Below are 22,275 nucleotides of genomic sequence, written 5' to 3'. Positions count from 1 at the left end.
TTTAGCTTAAATCGGAGTTTATAAATCATACTTATTACACAGTCAACTGGCGGGTTGACCGCGTGGGAATCTTTATATCCGATTTTAGCTTGTAAAGTTACTATTTATAATCCATTTACTATTAAAAAAACACTTAAAAATGAGTAACATCAAGCAGTTTTTAATACGGGCTTTTTTGTGTGGAATACTACTTGTTTCTTCAAGTATCGCAGCAATAAGCCAGATTTCCCTCACAATGAAGAACCGGGCGGTACGTGAGGTAATCAAAGAAATAGAAAAAGTGAGTGATTATCGTTTCTTTTATAATGATGAACTATCGGATTTGAATAAAATCATATCTATCGATGTAAAGAACGGTGATATTAAAGACATTATGGAACTGATTGCACGACAGGCTGCTGTTTCCTATGTCTTGAAAGCGAACCATCAGGTTGTCTTGTCTCTGGCAACAGTTAACCAACAGAAAGATGTTGTGAAAATAACAGGGAAGGTCATTGACGATCAGGGTGAAGGTGTTATTGGAGCCAATGTAATGGAGAAGGGTACGACAAACGGAACTATCACCAACATGGATGGAGAGTTTTCTTTGGAAGTTCCGAATAAAGCAACCCTACAAATTTCATATATAGGATTCAATACCCAGGAAATACCGGTGAATGGTCAAAAAACGTTTACGATCAGGATGACGGAAGATACTCAATCATTGGATGAAGTTGTTGTTGTCGGTTACGGAACACAGAAAAAATTGAATGTGACGGGCGCTGTTGCTACCTTAAAGAATGAAGAGCTGGTTAAAAGTCCGGTGGCAAGTACGACGAACGCTTTAGTCGGACGCCTGCCCGGATTAATAGCCAAGCAAAAAAGCGGGCAACCCGGTTTTGACGCTGCGGATATAAATATCCGTTCTTTCGGAAGCGCACTTGTCATCGTAGATGGCGTAGAACAATCGTTCAATAATATAGATGCAAATGAAATAGAATCAGTTTCTATATTGAAAGATGCATCTGCAGCTATTTATGGTGCCAGAGCAGGAAACGGCGTTATCCTGGTTACTACGAAACGCGGCCAGTCTGGTAAGCCGAATATCTCGTTTAACGGAACGTTGACTAGCCAAAGTTATACGAATTTCCCGGAACCGGTTAATGCCGGCCAATATGCAACTCTTTTCAGGGAGGCCCAGATCAATTCAGGTATCCCTGAGAATCAGACTAAATTTTCCGAAGAAGATATTGCAAAATATTTTGAAGGGAACGATCCTCAGTATCCTAGTACGAACTGGTACGATGAGATTATGAAAAAATCAGCACTTCAACAACAGTATAATCTGACGATCAGAGGTGGTACCGATGTTGTTAAGTATTATACTTTCTTAGGTTATCTCAGTCAGGATGGTATGTTTAAAGGAGGAAATACCGGTTACCGGAGATTCAACGTACGTTCGAATCTGGATGTAAATCTGACTTCCGACCTGACATTTTCTCTTGATCTTTCTGCGATTAAAGACGATGTCCGTCAATCTAACCGGCCTGCTTCCGAAGAGTGGTTCTGGATGGACTTTTTCGATAGTACGCCGACCTCTCATGCTTCATTTCCTGATCCGACAAAGGTTCCCCATATAGGTCCGGGACCGTTCAATGCCATAATAAATACACATGAAGATTTGGGTGGATATGATAAAACATATAAGAACACATTGAACGGAGCATTTACGGTTAATTACAAAGTGCGCCCTGTTCCGGGATTGAGTGCCAAGTTGAAGTTGAACTATCAGCAGGTCTCTTACGACCGGAAGAACTGGACGAAGCAAAATGATATCTGGGATTATGATTATGCAACGGATACTTATACTTTATATGGTAAGTCGATGCCGACATCCCTGAAACAGGAGTTTCATAAAAATCAGGTTATAACAGGCCAGTTCTCTTTGAATTATGATAGAGTGATTAACAAAGACCATGCAATAAATGGTTTGGCACTGGTTGAGATTATAGATTATAATAATGGAAACTTTTCGGCCTATAGGGAGAATTATGTGACAAGTGCGATCGACCAGTTATTTGCAGGGGGTACCATCAATCAACAGGCGAACGGTAGTGCTTCGGTATCCGGAAGAGCCAGTTTCGTTGCTCGTGCGAATTATGCTTATCAGGGAAAATATCTGTTGGAAGCCACGGCTCGTTACGATGGTTCTCCGAACTTCCCGAAGGATAAAAGATGGGGATTCTTCCCCAGCCTTTCTGCCGGTTGGCGTATGTCGGAAGAAGCTTTTATAAAGAATAACCTGGCCTGGATCGATAATTTGAAATTACGTGCCGGTGTGAGCCAGACAGGCTTTGACTCCGTCGGTGCATTCCAGTATCTTACAGGGTATAAGTTTGAAGGCTATAATGTACTGGGAGGAAAAGAGGTACCCGGTTTGACAACTACTGGCATTGCCAATACAAATATATCCTGGGAAACGATGACATTATATAATGTAGGATTGGATTTATCCGTATTGAATAATAAATTGTATTCGGAGATCGATGTCTTTTATAGAAAGCGGGATGATATGTTAGGAACCCGTGTCGTGTCATTACCCAATACCTTTGGAGCGACTCTTCCGAGTGAGAATATCAATAGCCAGAGTACAAGAGGTTTTGAAGTCCTGATCGGTCACCGGGGTAATTTCGGAGAATTCTCTTATGACATCAGTGGAAATGTTTCCTGGTCACGCTCGAAATGGATCCATTATGATGAACCTGATTATACAGATCCGGATGACATCCGTCTGAAGAAAAAGTCCGGTCAATGGATCGATGTCTATAATGCCTATAAATCGGACGGTTTATTTACGAGCCAGGAAGAAATAGACAATCTGGAATATGATATGGATGGCATGGGAAACACCTCCCTTCGTCCGGGTGACATAAAGATACTCGATTTGAATAATGACGGAGAAGTAGACTGGCGGGATGCCAGCACTATTGGAAGCGGCGGTACTCCTCATATCATTTACGGTATCAATCTTAATATGAAATACAAAGGATTTGACCTGAGTGTCTTTGCACAGGGAGCTGCTGATTATTATGTGCAACTGCAATCCGGTAATATCAATATCGATGGCGTAAGAACTCCTTTCAAAGTTATCTGGAATGAACGTTGGACACCTGAGAATAATGATCGGAACGCAATTATCCCGCGACAAAAGATCGGTCAGACCACCAATAACTGGAATTCTGACTACTGGTATAAAAACGCATCTTATTTGCGTCTGAAAAATCTCACTTTGGGGTATACTTTTGATAAGGGCCTGATACGTAACTTAAGAATGGAGAATTTGCGTCTGTTTGTTGTCGGAATAAACTTATTTGCAATAAATCCATTGCGTAAATACGGACTGGATCCGGAAACACCGGATGCAACCAGAGGTTGGTCATATCCTGTCACCAAATCAGTCTCTTTAGGATTAAATGTTACTTTTTAAATAGTACGGTTATGAAAGCAAAATATTTTATCTACTTATTACTTTTTTGTGGAAGTTTTTCCTGCGATATAATGGATAAGGCACCGTTGGATATCATATCCGAGGAGGCTGTATGGAACGATAAGGCTTTGATAAATTCATACATCAGCGGAGTCTACAGTGAATTGGATTTTCTGATCCGTGACGGTTCCGGTTATGAAGAGGTAGACCCTACTTCCGGATTATCAGACGAAGGACGTCAAGGGCGGGACTGGCATCCTCTGTATTCAACATGGAAAGCCGGTTTTCTGAATAAAGATGGCGGTTTATTGGAGCAATGGCGTTATGGAACCATTCGTAAAACGAATGAATTTCTTGAAAAGATAGAGACATCCGCAGCCGTATCGGAACCGGAAAAGAAAGTGTTGTCCGGTAAGATCCGTTTTGCCAGGGCGATTACCTATTTCTTCATGGTAAAAAGGTACGGTGGCATTCCTGTTATTACAAAGGCACAGGCGATAGATGCTCCGATGGAAGAATTGCTGGTTTCCAGGGATAAAGAGATCGATGTTTATGATTTCATTATAAATGAAATGGATGAGATCGCAAAAGATCTGCCGGAGAGTTATAGTAGCGATGAGGTCGGTTATCCGACTAAATATGCTGCACTGGCATTGAAGAGCAGGGCTGCCATGTATGCTGCCAGTATTGCAACCTGGGGTAAAGTTCAGATCGATGGCCTGGTAGGTATTCCGGCGAATGAGGCAGAACGTTTCTGGAAAGCCTCTTACGAGGCATCCAAAGAGATTATCGACTCGAATGTTTTTGCGTTATATAATCAGTTACCTAATGATAAGGCAGAGAATTTCAGAAAGTTGTTCCTGGATGAGAATAATGTGGAAGTAATATTCTCTAAACAGTTGACAGGCGAACAAGTGGGTAGCAACTATGATTTGTTCATGTCTCCGTTCCAGTTCTGTCCCGGATGGGGAGGTAGTAATACGTCCGTTTATCTGGAAATGGTAGAGTCTTTTGAGAATATAGATGGAACGCCGGGAACTTTCGACAGGGTCTTGGCTCTGAGTCAGCCCTGGGATTTGAATGAATTCTTTAAGAATAAAGATCCCCGTTTCTTTGCTTCCGTTTATTATGAAGGAACTATCTGGAAAGGAGAAGCCGTAGAGAACTGGGGCGGTATTATCACGGAAAACGGGACCAAGGTTACAACAGGCTTTTATCAGGGAAAACCTGCTCAGGGGCGTTCTTACTCTGCTGCGGGATATGCTGGAGGAGCAATTACCGGATTCAATGTCAAAAAATATTTGGATGACGGTTTGGTGCCGGTAGATGCCGGCAAGACAAAAGTCGACTTTATCGTTTTCCGCTACGGGGAGATTCTGTTGAACTACGCGGAAGCAGCATTTGAGTTAGGTAAGAGTTCTGAAGCTTTGGATGCTGTAAACCAGATAAGGGGAAGAGCTGGTATCGCTTTGCTGACGAATATAACCCGTGATGCGATCCGCCATGAAAGAAAAGTGGAACTTGCCTTTGAAGACCAGCGCTGGTGGGATTTGAGACGTTGGCACACGGCAGTTGATGCCATAACCCGTAATTTCTCCGGTATTTATACATTCTATGATGTGAAAACCGGGAAGTTCAGGATTGAAATGAACGAAAATGCGATGGGGGGTGTACCTTCCGTATTTAAGGAAGAACACTATTATTTCCCGATTACTCCGGGTAGGATATCCAATAATCCGAACCTGGCTCCGGAGAATCCGGGTTATTAAAATTTATAGAGTATATGAGGGCATACCGGGAATTGCTGTTCCCGGATGCCCTTTTATTGTCTGTTTTAATCAAATAAAAGAACATGAGAAGTCTGCAAAATATAATATATGTCTTGATTTTTGTAACGTTGACTCTACCGCTCAACGCACAGGATAAGATAAAAACACGTTCTGAATCATTTTGGGGTGTTCATTTCGACCGTCACTCCCAGTTAACGGATGAACATCTGGGGAAAACATTGACCGAAGGAATGATCGACTCCATGTTAAAGGCCGTGCGGCCTGACTATATTCAGGTGGATAGCAAAGGGCATCCGGGAGTCTCTTCTTATCCGACGGTGGTTGGACAACAGGCTGACGGATATGATAAAGATCCTCTGGCTTTGATCCGGGAGGTTACCTTCAAAAGAAATGTGGCATTGTATGTACATCATTCAGGAGTAATGGATATAAACTATGTACGGTTGTATCCGGAAGAGGGTAGAAGAGCACCGGACGGTAAACCGGATGGACAAAATACCAGCTTTTGGGGTAATTATGCCGACCGCTTATTGATCCCCCAGCTCAAGGAACTGGCATTGAAATATAAAGTGGATGGTGTATGGATCGACGGAGAAAGCTGGGCGGTTTATCCTGATTACCACCCGAAGGCTCAGGAGGAATTTAAACAGGTGACTGGCTTGAGTTATATGCCGAGTGTGCCGGAAGACCCGAACTACAAGATACTGCTGGAATTCAACCGGAAGAAATTTATAGCTTATATAGACCATTATACGGCAGAATTGAAAAAAGTAGCTCCGCAATTCCAGTTATGCTCGAATTGGGCTTTTAGTGCCTTGATGCCGGAACCGGTTCCGGTCGGAATAAAACTGGACTTCCTCTCCGGCGATTATGATCCGGATGATGCCTTGAACACTGCCAACTGGAATGCCCGTTGTTTAGCCGGACAAGGATTGCCTTACGACCTGATGGCATGGAGTTTTGTCCGTCATTCGGTTCCTAAAACAGCCTTACAGCTCTGTCAGGAGGCGGCAGCCGTAATCAGTCTGGGGGGCGGTTGCCAGATGTATTTCAGGCAAAACGAGGATATGTCTTTTCAACCCGCATCATTTGATATTATGCGGGAAGTTGCTGATTTTGTCTTGCCGAGAAGAGACTATTGTAAAGGAATAAAACCTATCCCGCAAATCGCCTTGTTCTATTCTACGGCAGGTTGGAAACAAAAGGTGAATGATATTTACAGACCTTTTGGTGTGAATGGGATTAGAGGTATTATGAATGCTCTTCTGGACGGTCAGCAGGCTGTTGAGGTTTTAATGACCCACCACATGGAAAAAAGGATGGAAGAATATCCGGTCATTGTTGTTCCCGAGTGGGAGGTTATGGAACCGGAAATGATCTCCAGGTTGAAGGAATATGTGAAAAAAGGAGGAAATCTACTCGTTATAGGTTCGGAGGCGACCGTTCTTTTTGACGATATATTAGGTGTGCAGGGAGTCGGTGAAAGAGGGACATCCTGCCTGGGGTTTGATAACCGTTTTGTCGATATACAAGGTAAATTCCGGGAGGTTCGTTGTGAGCAGGGAACTGAAGAACTTGCCCAGCTGTATCAGACGAATGATTTCCGTTTCCCATCAGGTAGTGCCGCAACGATTCATAAATACGGTAAAGGCAAAGTTGCCGGTGTTTATATGAATATCGGCGAATCTTATCTTTCAACGACTTCTCCTGTATTCAGGGACTTCCTGTCAGAGCTGATCGGCAACCTCTTCCCTGAACCTCTGGTTTCTGTGAAAGGTTCTCACCGGGTTCATGTGATCCCGTCGGAAAAGGACGGACGTATGTTGATCCAATTGGTCAATACATCCGGCGATCATGCAAACCGGAGTGTGAAGGGCATTGATGAGATACCTGAATTAAGAGATTTCAACGTCGTAGTCCGGTCGGAAGAAAGACCGAAGAAGGTATTGTTACAACCGGATGGACGGTCATTACGGTTCGATTACGTTGACGGGAAGGTTACTTTTGTAGTCCCTGACTTGAAAATACATGATATTGTGGAGATTATAAAATGAATGCACTATGAATAAATTAAATAAAAACGGATTATTCTCACTACTGTTGGTTACCTTGTTATTCTCCTGCCAAACGGAGCAGCCTCAGTCTAATAATCAGTATGTGAACAAATTTATTGGAACCGGACTGAACGGATGTGTCACTCCTGTCGCTTCTGTCCCGTTTGGAATGGTACAGATAGGGGCTGATACACATGCGAACAGTTCAGGATATCATTATGACCATACGAGTCTGATCGGCTTCAGCCATGTGCATAAAAGCGGCGGAGGCTGTGGCGACTTTCTGGATATTTTATTTCTGCCTCTTCCCCTGAACTATAAGACAGATAGCCTTACGGAGTTATATTCCCAGTATTATCAGGCTGATTTTTCCCATGAGAAAGAGTGGGCAGAACCCGGATATTATTCGGTTGATCTTTATAACGGCGATCTGAATGTGGAACTGACCGCTTCTTTACGTTGTGGACTGCAACGATATAAATATAAGTCTGCAGGTTCCGTCCCTGTTATTATAGATCTGGAATACGGCTCACAGGGAGCTTGTACAATCCAGCGTGAACACGATGTGGATACGGTCTTTTCTGCGTCTTTTGAAAAAGTAGATGATTATACGGTCCGCGGATACCGGTTGACTAACGGATGGGCTCCGGAACAACATGTTTATTTTTATACGACATTTTCTTCTCCGATAAAAGAGTGTCGGTTATTCCTGGATAACGAATGTGTAGAAGAGACCTTTGCCCTGAAAGGACGTAATGTGAAAGCGATCCTAACCTTTGAGAATCCGGAAAAGATACTGGATGTTAAAACAGGTATATCTGCAGTCGATATGAAGGGTGCTGAGGATAATCACCGGAAAGAAGCGGCGGATAAGGATTTCGATTCCTTGAAAAAAGAAGCGGAAGAGAGCTGGACGCCGGTATTGGGCCAGATAGAAGTCGAGACAAATGATTTGAAAAAGAAAGAACTTTTTTACACCTCCTTACACAATGTAATGATGTATCCGATGCTTTTTTCTGATGTGGATAACCGGTTTCGTGGTTCCGACAGCCAGGTACATCAGACGGATGGCTTTGCCTATTATGGTGCAGTTATCGGATTATGGGATACGTTTCGTGCCGCTTGTCCTTTGATCGCTGTCTTGCGTCCTGACGTGATGGAGGATTATATCCGGACAGCTTTGGAACATTTCAGATATGCCGGGCAGTTACCTATCTGGACATTGGCAGGCGTTGAGACTTACCAGATGACGGGTATCCATTCCATGCCCCTGATAACTAATGCCTATATGAATGGTGTCAGGAACTTTGATACGGAACTGGCAATGCTGGCAATGGTCGAATCAGCCATGAAAGATACGTGCGGCTATTCGATGGGGTACTTTGTCGGGTTGGAGAATTATAAGAAATATGGCTACGTGCCCTGTGATATGGAAATGGAGTCGGTAGCCCGTACGTTGGAATATGCATTCGACGACTGGGCTATTGCCCGATTCGCCTCTCTGACAAATCATCCCGATATTTGTAAAGAGTTCCGGGGCCGCTCCCTGAATTATAAGAATGTGATCGATCCTGTCACTTTGCTTGCAAGGGGAAAGACTAAAGACGGTCTTTGGCGTACACCTTTTTATCCTCTGCGCTCGGAACACCGGTCGGATGATTATTGCGAAGGGAATGCCTGGCAGTGGACATTCTTTGTCCCACATGATATAGACGGGCTGGCCGGGTTGATGGGTGGTAAAGAGGTGCTGGCTTCTCGCCTGGATTCTTTATTTACGATGCATTCATCGCTGGAAGGAGAAACCGTATCCGGTGATATCAGCGGCCTGATCGGTCAATATGCACATGGCAATGAGCCGGGGCACCATACTATTTATATGTATAATGAGGTTGGGTACCCTCATAAGACACAGAAGTATGTCAATGAGGTATTGACAACTCTTTATGATACGACTCCGACGGGAATCTGCGGGAATGAAGATACGGGGCAAATGAGTGCCTGGTATGTTTTCAGTTCGTTAGGTTTTTATCCGATGGACCCAGTATCCGGTCGTTACGAACTGGGTGCTCCTTTATTTGACCGGGCGGTGATAAACCTGTCGTCAGGCAGGCAATTTGTCATAACAGCCGAGAATCTGTCCGATAAAAATATCTATGTAGAGAAAGTCTGGTTGAATGATCGTTCACTCGACCGGACATATATTACTTTCGATGAATTACTGAACGGGGGAACGCTCCGTTTTAAGATGACAGATAAAGTAGGGCTGTAAACCGGAAAGTCTGCTACTTACGGAATCTTTTGTCCTATGCTAAAGGTAGTGCCACCGTATTGGCACTCCAGTGTCACTACTATGGCACAACAATGCCAATAGGGTGGCACTGTTGTGCCATTATGATGTCATACGCTGTCACTCCCTCTTTTACAGTTAATCCTTTTATAGGAATAGTATTGTTCAAATCTCGGAAACAGTCAAAAGAACCACGCAAATTGAAAACTTCAACTCTTTTACTTCTGCTATTTTTGCTCATACTTAATCTAATAGACGGAAGAATATGAAACGTTATGGAAATGTTATCGGCGTAAAGCCTGAAAAACTGGAAGAATATAAGCAATTACATGCAGCTGTATGGCCTGCGGTGCTGGCTATGATCAGCGAATGTAATATCCGCAATTACTCTATTTATTACAAAGACGGAATGTTGTACAGCTATTATGAATATATCGGAAATGATTATGAAAAGGATATGCAGCGAATGGCTGCCGATCCGGTCACACAAGAATGGTGGAAGCTCACCGATCCCTGCCAGCAACCGGTAGAAAACCGTGCTCCCGGAGAATGGTGGGCGGCTATGGAAGAGGTTTTCCATACAGACTGAATAACGTATAAATAGAATAGGCTTTAAATATTATTGAACATGAACGACATCATTATTAAACTTGGCGAATGCGTGGAATTCGGCAAGATCAGTCTTGCATCGCCCTATCCACCGGCAATGAAAGGACAACCGGGTGCTGACGAATTGACCCGGGAAGCATTGGAGAGCGGCTTATCTCCTCAATCCGTATTGAATGACGCCTTGATACCGGCAATGAACCGGGTCGGCAATAAGTTTACGGAAGGGAAAATATTCGTACCTCAAATGCTGTTATCGGCTAAAGCGATGAACAGTGCCATGAAGCATCTGAAACCCTATTTTCAGAACGGAGAGATCAAACGGAAAGGTGTATTTGTTATCGGTACCGTTATGGGCGACTTGCACGATATCGGCAAGAACTTGACGGGCATGATGGTGGAAGGTTCCGGTTGGGAGGTGATCGACCTGGGGACAGATGTGCCGGCCGAGAAATATATCCAGGCATTGGACGAGCATCCCGGAGCTGTTTGCGGCATGTCTGCCTTGCTGACTACAACCATGAGCAATATGCAACCGATGATCGCCAGTATCCGTGCAAAATATCCCGATACCAAAGTGGTTGTCGGTGGCGCACCGTTAAATGCGGATTTTGCTCAGAGGATCGGGGCGGATGCTTATGCCCGTGATCCGCAGGATAATATCAACTGGTTGGAATTAATCGTAGCCTGTAACAGCGCCTCTTGTGCATATCGGAATATTAGAAGAAAAAACCAATAAGAGTTATGACATTTGAATTATTATTCGGAATCGGGCTGATAGCCATCGGGGCATTTTCGTCGGGAAGTTTTTCGATCCCTTTTGGAAAGACCCGTAACTGGGCGTGGGAAAACTATTGGCTGATATATAGTTTGTTTGCTTATGTGATCGTACCGCTGGTGGCATGTTATGTTTTTTGCCCGGGCTTTATGAATGTGCTGTCCGGTGTCCCGGCACAGACATTGGGATGGATCTTTTTACTGGGGATCATCTACGGTATTTGTAATCTTACTTTCGGACTTTCCCTGCGTTATCTGGGCCTTTCGTTAGGCTTCTCGCTTTCTCTGGGATTGATGATGATACTGGGAACGATCATTCCTCCGGCTATCGACGGGCGTTTGAATATTCTCTTGCAACAATCCGGAGGGACTATGTTGATAGCCGGTTTGCTGATTGCCGCAGTCGGTATTGCCTTGAGTGGATATGCCGGTTACCGGAAAGATAAAGGTGCCGGACCGGAGGCGAACCCGGAACTTAATTTCGGAAAAGGACTGGTGCTGGTTTTCTTTGTCGGAATAACCGGTGCTTCGCAAGCCCTGGGTATAGAACAGGGTACGGGTATTTCATCCGCTTTGGTCGCTTCGGGAATCGATCCGCTATTTCAGACGTTACCTGTCTTTTTCGTGTTGTTCGGTGGTTCTTTTCTGGCGACTGCACTTTGGTGTTTGTTCCTGTCGAAAAAGAATAATAACCTGAAGGCTTTTGTAAAGACAAAGGATATCGCAGTGTCAAGCAACTACCTGTATTGCGGATTGGCGGGTTTTCTCTGGTTTGTCAACTTTATCTTTTACGGTATGGGGAAAAGCCGGATGGGGGAGTTTTCGTTTACGGCTTGGGGAATATTGATGTCGCTGACTATTGTTTTTGCTACCCTTTGGGGATTGTACCGGGGTGAATGGAAGGCTGCGGATACAAAGACAAAAGTATGGATGTATGCCGGACTGGTCGTATTGGTTGCTGCCTCTTTCATTATAGGAATGAGTGGAGGAGAGTGAGGATAATTAAAAATTGAGAATTGAAAATTATGACTTCAAGAGAACGTGTTTTATCAGCTATAGCTCATAAAGAGTCCGACCGTGTTCCGGTCGATATGGGAGCAACTCCCAGTTCAGGTATTTCGGCAATTGCCTATTCCAATTTGTTGAAACAGTTGGGACGGACCGACTTACCGGTACAAATATACGATGTCGTACAGCAATTGGCACAACCGGATATGTCGTTGATCGATCAGTTTGGTATCGATGTCCTCGATATCGGCCGTACGTTTAATGTGAACGCGTCTGACTGGCAGGAGACAATACTGGCTAATGGCGATAAAGCTCTGTATCCCGCCTGGTTCAATCCCATAGAACAACCCAACGGTTCCTGGCATTGTTATGATTCCGACGGTAAACGCCTGTTGGCAATGATGCCGAAAGGTGCCACATTCTTTGACCAGTCCTATTTCCCTTATGTGGATGGTTATCCTGATAGTTATGACGGCCTGGATGAAGAGATGGGGCGTGTCCTGTGGTCGCGTTATGTGCACAGTCCCTGGGATCATGCTGCCGATGACGGTTTCTGGGAACAGTTGAGAACAAATGCTTTGCATTTGCGGGAGACAACGGATAAGGCGTTGATGATCGTTTGCGGTTGCAATCTTTTTGAATGGGGAACTTTCCTGCGCCGGATGGATAATTTCCTGATGGACCTGCTTTGTGATCCGGACCAGGTGGAACGCGTATTGGATGAGTTACTGGAACGTCACCTGGCAACACTTGAAAAGGTCTGTGCTTCGGTCGGTGATATAGTTGACATTATCCGTTTCGGGGATGATCTCGGGATGACAACCGGTCCGTTTATGGATCCTGATACTTATAAAACCCTTTTCAAACCTCGTCATAAACAGTTGTGTGATTATGTAAAATCGCATAGTCAGATGCACACCTTTATCCATTCCTGTGGTTCTATCTCTTCATTGATGCCCCATATGATCGAGGCAGGGATCGAAGTCTTCAACCCTGTGCAAACAAATGCCATGGACATGTCTCCCGGATTTCTGAAAAAAGAGTTCGGACAGGATTGTACTTTCTGGGGTGGTGGTGTAGAAACCGTCGGTACACTGAATAACGGTACACCGGCTCAAGTTCGTGAACAAGTCCTGGAGCGTTTGGAGATCATGTCGTCTGGAGGTGGCTTTGTCTTTAATACCGTACACAATATACTACCGGATGTTCCGCCGGAGAATATTATCGCGATGTTTGATGCGGTAAAAGAATTTAATGGGAATATTTAGATTGTAGAAGCCTGAAGTTAAATAGGAAAAAACGTTTCTCATAATTTGTGGAACTAAAGGCTTCTTCCTACTTTTGTAAACCAATCTCTGGCATTTTAAGCTATGAGGTGATTTTATTTATTATGAGAAGCGTTTTTATGATATTATCCTAACATTGAAACTTCGACACTTTCATGCTCTTTGGATAGTAGACAGCGAACGCTCACATGCTTGTTTTTGTTATATCCCTATGTTTTTGCATATGGAAATATTCAAAATAAAAGGGTGTGAGCTGTTGTTTATATCAATGAGCAGGGCAGTCGAAGGCCTCAATGTTAGATATATCAACAGTCCTCACGCCTCTTTTTATTTATTATCCAGTCAGAGGATTGATGGATTCAAATGTTTTCCTAAATTTGATGCCTCATATGGAAATGAATTGCAGTAAATCAGAAAATATTCTTTGGAAGAGTTTCAGAAACGGAGATAATGACAGTTTTGAACTCATCTATAAAAACTATGCAGATATTTTGTTTAGGTATGGTATTCAGTTCACCTCTAATGAGTCTCTGGTTAAAGATGCAATCCATGATGTTTATGTAAAACTATATAATGATAGACTACGTTTAAAAACGGAGGTTAATATCAAATTCTATTTATTTACTTGTTTGAAAAACCACCTGTATAATCTTTTAAAGCGGGAATTGTTTTTTGATAAAGTCGATCTGGAAGAAGGTGAATATCTGGATCCGTGTGCGGAAGAACAGGTTACAGTTACATTAAATCAGAAAGAATTACAACAAACAGTTCGAAAAGTTCTGAGTATGTTGACCGACCGGCAGCGGGAAATAATCTATTATCGTTATATGGAAGAACTTTCGATAGAAGAGATCGCTATTTTAATGGATATGAATTATCAATCGGTACAGAATTCCATACAACGTTCGATTAAAAAAATACGGGAGTCTTTTCCCGTCCTTGTTGTTTTCTTCATTTTATACAAAAAAATGTATTCTTGCTGAGTATAAAATTTTCATTCGATTGTATTCTCCATAGGAAAACCTATTAGGTACAATTGAGAATGAAAGAAAAAGACTATACTGGTTATTCGGCAGAACAGTTGTTGGAAGATGATTTTTTTATGAAGTCATTTTTTCATCCGACTGATGAATCACAAGCTTTTTGGCAAGAACAAGCTCATAAAGATGAAGTTCTTGCTAAAGAAATTGTATATGTGAGAGTTATTCTTTGTTCTGTTCCTTACCGTAAATCCACTTTTTCTTCTGAGGATAAAGAATTTCTTTGGAAGCGTATTTCCAAAACAAATAATAAAAAACGATTACGTAAATATTGGTATTCTTCTGTTGCTGCAATATTTCTATTATTAATGGCAACGGGAAGTTTTTATTATGCTAAATATCATAAAAGCCCTGAATTGACTGCGATTGAAAGAGTGCAAAAACCTGAATGTCCGGTAGAAACAATCCAATTAATTTTGGCAGATGAAAAGAAAGTTACTATTGAAGATAATAATTCGCATTTACAGTATAATAAAGAGGGAGAGCTACATATTAATACTCAAAAGTTGAACACGTCACGTAAACCGCAGACAAACTCTAATAATAAAAGTGAGCCGGTTTACAATCAGTTGATCGTTCCGTCTTCAAAACGATCTTTCCTAGAGTTGGCTGATGGTTCAAAAATTTGGGTAAATGCAAATACACGAGTCGTCTATCCGGTTACATTCGATGAAAAACAACGGGAAATATATGTAGACGGTGAAGTCTATATGGAAGTTTATCCGGATAAGGAACGACCGTTCATTGTTAAATCAAAGAAGATGGATGTTCAGGTGTTAGGGACGAAATTTAATATTTCGACGTACGAATCCAATCAGGAAGTATCGGTTGTTCTGGTTTCAGGAAAGGTGAATGTACGGACTGATAATTCTATAGAAACAGTGTTGGATCCGTCTGATCGGCTCACTTATGAGAAGGGTACTACTGATATAAAAAAAGTGAATGTAGAGAATTATATATCCTGGAAGGATGGATTTTACACATTTGATAATGAATGCTTTTCAATCGTTTTGGATAAATTGTCTAATTATTATGGTAAAAAGATCACATATAGTGGTGCAGTAGGTTCTTTGCGTTGTTCCGGTTCCTTGAATCTGGATGAAGATATGATAAAAGTATTGACAGGCTTGGGATCGACGATGCCTATCGATTTTACAATAGAGAGAGAATATATATCAGTTATTGTTAAACCTCAAAAATAATATAATTATGAAGTAAAAGAAGAATGAAAAAACAGAACCGGATAATAGTGGGTATTATCCGGCCGTAATTTTGAAAGAAAGAATTTTAGCAGAATTCTTTCCAGTTAAATCAAAAATCAGTACAAATGTATGAAAAACAAACGAATAATTAACGTAGGAATACGTGAGTTTAGAAGATTATGGTGTATTGTAGTCGCATGTCTGGTTGCGACATCTTGTTGGGCCATGGAATTCTCTGTAAAATTGGCCTATTCACAAAAGACCCAGATATCCTTGAATCTTACCAACAGGACGCTAAAAGAAGTTTTCAGAGAGATTGAACGGAACAGTGAGTTCGTTATATTCTATTATGAAGGAGTGATTGATGCCGGTAAGCGAGTTGGAATTAGTGTAAAAGATCAAACGGTCGATAAAATATTGGATAGACTGTTTGAAGGAACTGATAATGCTTACAATATTGTAGACAAGCAAATTTATATTACGAAAAAAAATAAGAAAGAAGAAATAAAAACAAATCTTCCGGTTACTCTACAGCAAAAAAAGATTACTGGTAAAGTGGTCGATGATTTAGGGGAACCGTTGCCCGGAGTGGCCATCCAGGTGAAAGGTACACCGCGTGGTGTAACAACTGATATTGACGGCTCTTTTTCTATCGATGTAAAAGAAACGGATATATTAGTATTCAGTTATTTGGGAATGCAGGATCAGGAATTGGGTGTTGCTAATAAAAAACAGTTATTTGTAACTTTAAAAGAAAAGACCGATGAATTGGAAGAAGTTACTATTGTTGCGTTCGCTAAACAGAAAAAAGAAAGTGTGTTAGCTTCGGTAACGACTGTTAAACCCTCTGAGTTGAAAGTACCGAGTAGTAATCTTACTACAGCGCTTGCCGGTAGAATGTCCGGTATTATTTCGTATCAACGTAGCGGAGAACCAGGACAGGATAATGCCGATTTTTTTGTTCGTGGTGTTACGACGTTCGGTACAGGGAAGGCGAATCCGCTTATTTTGATCGATGGCGTTGAATTATCTTCAGAAGATCTGGCACGTTTGAATACAGACGATATTGCTAGTTTTTCAATTATGAAAGATGCGAATGCTACGGCATTATATGGAGCACGTGGTGCAAATGGTGTCATATTGGTTACTACAAAAGAAGGTGTGGAAGGTAAGGCGAAATTTTCCGTCCGCTTTGAGAATTCTTTTTCTTCTCCGGCAAGTGAAGTGGAGTTGGCTGATCCGATCACCTATATGCAATTGCATAATGAGGCTATTAGAACACGTAATCCGCTGGGTATATTGCCTTATTCGAATGAAAAAATAGCAAATACGGGCAAAGGCCTTAATCCATATGTATATCCTGCTACTGATTGGAAAAAGACAATGTTCAAAAATTTCACGACTAATCAACGGCTTAATTTAAATATTAGCGGGGGCGGTAAAGTTGCTCGTTATTATGTAGCTGCATCCTACAATCAGGATAACGGTATACTTCGGGTTGATAAACGAAATAATTTTAATAGTAATATTGACCTGAAGAAATATCTGCTACGATCCAATGTAAATATAAATGTAACTCCTACGACAGAGTTGATTGTCCGTTTACATGGGACATTCGATGATTATACAGGACCAATAGATGGCGGTTCGGGTTTGTATAATAAGGTAATGAGAACGAATCCTGTCTTATTCCCAGCCTATTATCCTGCTGACAAAGCGAATAAATATTCTCAGCATATTTTGTTCGGTAATTATGATGGGGCGAAACATATCAACCCGTATGCCGATATGGTGAAAGGTTATAAAGACTATAGTAAAACACTGGTCTTGGCTCAATTGGAGTTGAAACAGGATTTGAGTTTTATTACAGAAGGTCTGTCTGTGAGAGGGTTATTTAACACATCCCGGTATTCCTATTTTGATGTATCACGCTATTATACGCCATTTTATTATAAGATCGGGATGTATGATAAACAGAATGACAACTATGTTCTTATGCCATTGAATGAGAAGGAAGGAAAAGAGTATCTTGATTATTCTGAAGGGAAAAAAGAGGTGAACAGTACGATCTATTTTGAAGCTGCAGCCCAGTATAACAGGACATTCAATAAGAAACATGCGACAAGTGCATTGCTGGTATTTACAACCCGGGAAGAATTAAAAGGGAATGCCGGTGATTTACAACTCTCTCTCCCTTATCGAAATGTAGGATTGGCAGGACGTCTTACCTATGGATACGATAACCGTTATTTTATTGAAGGTAACTTCGGTTATAACGGTTCTGAACGTTTCGCAGCTTCTGAACGTTACGGATTTTTCCCTTCGGTGGGAGCTGGTTACCTTATTTCTAATGAAAAGTTTTGGGAACCATTTAGCAAAGTTGTCAGTAAACTGAAATTAAAAGCAACTTACGGGCTTGTCGGTAATGATGCGATCGGTGAGGATAAGGATCGTTTCTTTTATCTGTCTAACGTGAATTTGGATAATGGCGACCGGGGATATACATTCGGTACTGATTTCGGATATTCATTAAACGGTATATCTATTTCCCGTTATGAGGATCCTTATATTACCTGGGAAAAAGCGTATAAGCAAAATTATGGTATTGAACTGGGGTTATTGGAGAAATTAGAGATTCAGGCTGATTATTTCCGTGAAAACAGAAAAAATATATTACAGAGCCGTTCTTCTATCCCTACGACAATGGGACTTCAGGCCAGTCCGCAATCAAACATCGGAGAAAGCTTCGGTTCGGGTATAGATATTTCCGTAGACTATTCGGAGTCTTTTAATAAAGATCTTTGGGCTTCGGTCAGAGGAAACTTTACGTATGCAACCAGTGAATTTCGGGTGTATGAAGAACCAGATTATGCAAAAGCTCCCTGGCGTTCACATATTGGCCAGAGTCTCGGTCAACAATGGGGGTTGATCGCGGAACGTCTTTTTGTCGATGATGAAGACGTAAAAAATTCTCCAGTACAACAATATGGTGAATATAAGGCCGGTGATATCAAGTATAAGGACATTAACCGGGACGGAATTATTGACGATCAGGATAAAGTACCTATCGGCTATCCTACTACTCCTGAAATTATTTATGGTTTCGGTTTCTCCCTGGGGTACAAAAACTTTGATTTGTCCGCATTCTTCCAAGGGTCTGCCCGCTCTTCGTTTTGGATCGACACGAAAAACTTGTCTCCTTTTGCTGATACGGATGACGACGGTAATGTCGTTTCTCAAAATGCATTACTGGATAAAATTGCAAAAAGTCATTGGTCGGAAGATAATCGTGATCCTTATGCTTTTTGGCCTCGTTTGTCTGACTATGTTGTCAACAATAATAACCAGAGAAGTACCTGGTTCATGCGTAACGGTTCATTTCTCCGTTTAAAATCAGCTGAGTTAGGATATACTGTACCCAAAGAGATTACCCGTAAGATTCATATAGGAATGATCCGTGTTTATGTCAGTGGAACCAATCTGCTTACATTCAGTAAGTTCAAGTTGTGGGATCCGGAAATGGCAGGTAACGGATTGGGATATCCTGTTCAGCGGGTTATAAATTTAGGTATTAATGTTAGTTTATAATACATGTAAAATATGAAAATAATTAATGCATTATTGCTCTTTATAAGCTTAACCACATTAAGTTCATGCAGTGATTATCTGGATGTGGTTCCTGATAATATTCCTACAATTGACCATGCGTTCAATAATCGGGTTAACGCGGAAAAATATTTGTTTACTTGTTATTCTTACTTGCCTAATCCGGTTGATCCTAATGCAAATGAAGCATTATTGGGAGGATATGAAAGTTGGATCGCTCCGGAAGGATGGTGGTATTTTGATAATAGTAATAATCTATATGCCTGGAAATTAGCAAGAGACGGTCAGAATTCGAACGATCCTCTATTAAACTCCTGGGATGGAGGAAATGGTGCCGGTAATTTGTTTATTGCTATACGTGATTGTAATATTTTCCTTGAAAATATAGACAAACCGGTCGATCTGGAAGAATATGAGAAAGTCAGATGGGTATCTGAAGTCAAATTCTTAAAAGCTTATTATCATTTTTATTTATTGAGAAAGTATGGACCGATTCCAATCGTGGATGAAAATCTACCTGTTTCTTCTACCCCGGAAGAGGTACGCGTATATCGTGAACCTGTAGACGATGTTGTCAAATACATAGCAGATTTGTTGGATGATTGTTTGGAAGATCTTCCCGATGATATCCAAAATCAGACACAGGAAATGGGACGAATTACCAAATCTGCCGCATTGGCATTAAAAGCCAAAGCCTTGATTTTATGTGCCAGTCCCATTTTTAATGGCAATCCTTTCTATACGAATATAAAAGATAATAAAGGACGTAGCCTATTTTCAACATCTTATGATCCTGCAAAGTGGACTGTAGCTGCCGAAGCAATAAAGCAAGCGATCGATTTTGCAGAAAGCCATGGTGCAGGCCTTTATTATTATCAAGGATTTGATCCGATTAGTGACTCTACTCGTATAAAATTAAATGTACGCGGTGCTGTTACGGAAAGATGGAATAAGGAAATTCTATGGGGTTCCACAAAGAATGATAATTTTCTGCAACAAGTGGCTGCCGTAAGGTTACAAAATGCCCCGGCTTCTGCCCCTGTTATTTCTATGATGTCGCCGACTATCCAGGTTGCTGAGCGTTTTTATAGTAACCATGGTGTACCTATTGAGGAAGATAAAACATGGGACTATGCCAACCGTTATAAAACAGGTATTGTATCGCAAGAGGAACGTTATTATCTGAAAGAAGGTTATGAAACTGCTAATCTTCATATGAAACGTGAACCGAGGTTTTATGCGTCGTTAAGTTTCGATGGTTGTATCATTTATGGTAATGGTGTTGTTGGTGATCAGGACTATTCGAAACTGAATTATGCCCAGATGAAAAAAGGACAGACTGGTGGTATGACAGCTGCTGAGAAATATTCGGCTTCCGGCTATCTTCCCAAGAAACTGGTGGGAGTGGAGAGTGTTATTAATGGGAGTAACTGGACTTCCAAACGTTATTCTTTTCCAGTAATCCGTTTGGCCGATCTTTACCTGATGTATGCTGAAGCATTGAATGAGTCGAAAAGCACTCCCGATAACGACGTTTATTTTTGGATTGACGAAGTAAGGAAACGTGCCGGACTGGAAGGGGTGAAAGAAAGTTGGACTAAGTATTCAACCAATTCATCTAAAGTGAATACAAAAGAAGGCATGCGTGAGATTATACATCGTGAACGCATGATCGAACTTTCTTTTGAGGGCGAACCTTATTGGGATCTGCTGCGTTGGAAAGAAGCGGAAAGTGAATTTAAGAAGCCGATTACAGGATGGAATGTGAAAGGTGAAAATACGACTGAATACTATGAAGTGAAAGTTCTGACTCAACCTCAATTCAGTATTAAGAATTATCTTTTCCCGATCAAACAAAACTCGCTGGATGTCAATCCTAATCTTATTCAGAATTTTGGCTGGGGAACTTCGAATTAATTTGATCACTAAATTTAAAAGATTCAAGAATGAAACGTTTATTATATATTGTTACTACCTTCTTGTTGGTCGTTTTGTTTAACGGCTGTAAGGAAGAGTTTGTGGGACAGCCTGCCACTGATAACGTTGCTCCCGGGTCGATCAGGAATCCTAGGGTGGAGAACTTGCCTGGCGGAGCTGAAATAACTTATGATTTACCGCAAGATGATGATCTACTGTGTGTAAAAGCTTATTATACAATTAATGGAGTGGAAAAAAATACAACTTCGTCTATGTATACTAATTCATTAGTGGTAGAAGGGTTTGGTTCGACAGATCCACAAACAATTAAATTATGCTGTGTAGACCGCAGTAACAATCAATCCGACCCGGTAGAAGTCACTATTAATCCGACAACACCTCCGGTTGAGTTGGTTTTTCAGTCAATGACTATGGAAAAAGGATTTGGCGGCGTACAGTTGAAATGGAAAAATGAAAATAAATCGGATTTGACGATTTATGTGCTTGCAGCTGATTCTGTCGGCGATCTGAATGTGGCGGATGTTGTTTATACCAGTGCGACTGAAGGCAAATATTCTTTGCACGGATTTGATGATTCCAAGCGTGAATATGCAACTGTGATCCGTGACCGTTGGGATAATTATTCAGATACATTGAAAGGTTTCTTTACTCCTTATTTTGAAATGAAACTGGATAAGTCGAAGTTTAACCGCCAGATTCTGATGGGTGATAATGAGACAAACCTCGGTGGTTGGGAATTCAACAAAATGTTTGACGACATTGTCGGTGACCAGGGATTCCATACCAGTTCAGGTAAAACACCCATGTATTTTACTATTGATTTGGGAGTGACTGCCAAATTAAGCCGTTATACATTATGGCCTAGAATCGGTTATGAATTTAAGCATCATAATTTGAAAAGATGGAAGATTTATGGTACCACAAGTTTAAAGCTTGATAACCATGAAAACAGTTATTGGGTACAGGGAGGATTTAAAAATGATTGGAATTATATGATGGATTGTTATAGTTTCAAACCTTCGGGTGAAGACGGCCCTATAACTAATGAAGATGTAGAATATGCAGCACAAGGATTTGAATTTGAATTCCCCTTGGATTCTCCCCCTATCCGCTATATCCGGTTCGAAGTAGAGTCGACCTGGAGTGGAGGTGATATGATGCACATTTCGGAAATTTCTTTCTGGGGTGAAATAAAAGAATGAACTATCCAATTAA

At 41.5% G+C, this 22,275-nt stretch carries 13 protein-coding genes; all 13 read left to right on the top strand.

Translation table 11 applies throughout. The features are described 5' to 3' along the window. Positions 1 to 139 precede the first annotated feature (139 nt). Complete coding sequence (locus tag DWW23_RS19190; protein ID WP_122355156.1) at positions 140 to 3,466, top strand: TonB-dependent receptor; 3,327 nt, start codon at positions 140 to 142, stop codon at positions 3,464 to 3,466. An 11-nt stretch (positions 3,467 to 3,477) separates the two neighbouring features. Further along, positions 3,478 to 5,235: a RagB/SusD family nutrient uptake outer membrane protein gene (locus DWW23_RS19185; RefSeq protein ID WP_122355154.1), complete on the top strand. Its 1,758-nt coding sequence runs from the start codon at positions 3,478 to 3,480 to the stop codon at positions 5,233 to 5,235. Positions 5,236 to 5,318: 83 nt separating this feature from the next. Further along, positions 5,319 to 7,310, top strand: coding sequence for a beta-galactosidase trimerization domain-containing protein (locus tag DWW23_RS19180; RefSeq protein WP_122355152.1), 1,992 nt, complete (start codon positions 5,319 to 5,321; stop codon positions 7,308 to 7,310). Positions 7,311 to 7,317: 7 nt separating this feature from the next. Further along, positions 7,318 to 9,579 (top strand): GH92 family glycosyl hydrolase, encoded by a 2,262-nt coding sequence (locus DWW23_RS19175; protein ID WP_122355150.1) that lies wholly within the window; start codon positions 7,318 to 7,320, stop codon positions 9,577 to 9,579. Between the two features lie 283 nt (positions 9,580 to 9,862). Further along, positions 9,863 to 10,186 carry an L-rhamnose mutarotase gene (locus DWW23_RS19170; protein ID WP_122355148.1) on the top strand — a complete coding sequence of 108 codons (324 nt, stop codon included), beginning with the start codon at positions 9,863 to 9,865 and terminating at the stop codon, positions 10,184 to 10,186. Between the two features lie 39 nt (positions 10,187 to 10,225). Next, complete coding sequence (locus DWW23_RS19165; protein ID WP_122355146.1) at positions 10,226 to 10,942, top strand: B12-binding domain-containing protein; 717 nt, start codon at positions 10,226 to 10,228, stop codon at positions 10,940 to 10,942. A gap of 5 nt (positions 10,943 to 10,947) precedes the next feature. Beyond that, positions 10,948 to 11,976, top strand: a complete 1,029-nt coding sequence (locus DWW23_RS19160; RefSeq protein ID WP_122355144.1) for an L-rhamnose/proton symporter RhaT — start codon at positions 10,948 to 10,950, stop codon at positions 11,974 to 11,976. Between the two features lie 29 nt (positions 11,977 to 12,005). After that, entirely contained in the window at positions 12,006 to 13,256 is a 1,251-nt protein-coding gene (locus DWW23_RS19155) for a uroporphyrinogen decarboxylase family protein (protein ID WP_122355142.1), read from the top strand. Between the two features lie 407 nt (positions 13,257 to 13,663). Continuing rightward, positions 13,664 to 14,257 carry an RNA polymerase sigma factor gene (locus DWW23_RS19150; RefSeq protein WP_158583212.1) on the top strand — a complete coding sequence of 198 codons (594 nt, stop codon included), beginning with the start codon at positions 13,664 to 13,666 and terminating at the stop codon, positions 14,255 to 14,257. 59 nt (positions 14,258 to 14,316) lie between these two features. Continuing rightward, entirely contained in the window at positions 14,317 to 15,516 is a 1,200-nt protein-coding gene (locus DWW23_RS19145; RefSeq protein ID WP_122355138.1) for a FecR family protein, read from the top strand. Positions 15,517 to 15,645: 129 nt separating this feature from the next. Next, positions 15,646 to 19,104 carry a TonB-dependent receptor gene (locus tag DWW23_RS19140; RefSeq protein ID WP_233564391.1) on the top strand — a complete coding sequence of 1,153 codons (3,459 nt, stop codon included), beginning with the start codon at positions 15,646 to 15,648 and terminating at the stop codon, positions 19,102 to 19,104. A gap of 12 nt (positions 19,105 to 19,116) precedes the next feature. Next, a complete protein-coding gene (locus DWW23_RS19135; RefSeq protein ID WP_122355134.1) occupies positions 19,117 to 21,039 on the top strand; it encodes a RagB/SusD family nutrient uptake outer membrane protein in 1,923 nt (640 codons plus the stop codon). A gap of 29 nt (positions 21,040 to 21,068) precedes the next feature. Further along, entirely contained in the window at positions 21,069 to 22,262 is a 1,194-nt protein-coding gene (locus DWW23_RS19130) for a DUF5000 domain-containing lipoprotein (protein WP_122355132.1), read from the top strand. The last annotated feature ends 13 nt before the right edge of the window (positions 22,263 to 22,275 follow it).

The sequence above is a fragment of the Parabacteroides sp. AF14-59 genome, from assembly GCF_003479515.1.
In the GTDB taxonomy this organism is placed as follows: Bacteria; Bacteroidota; Bacteroidia; order Bacteroidales; family Tannerellaceae; genus Parabacteroides; species Parabacteroides faecis.
This window is presented reverse-complemented; position numbering and strand designations above follow the sequence as displayed.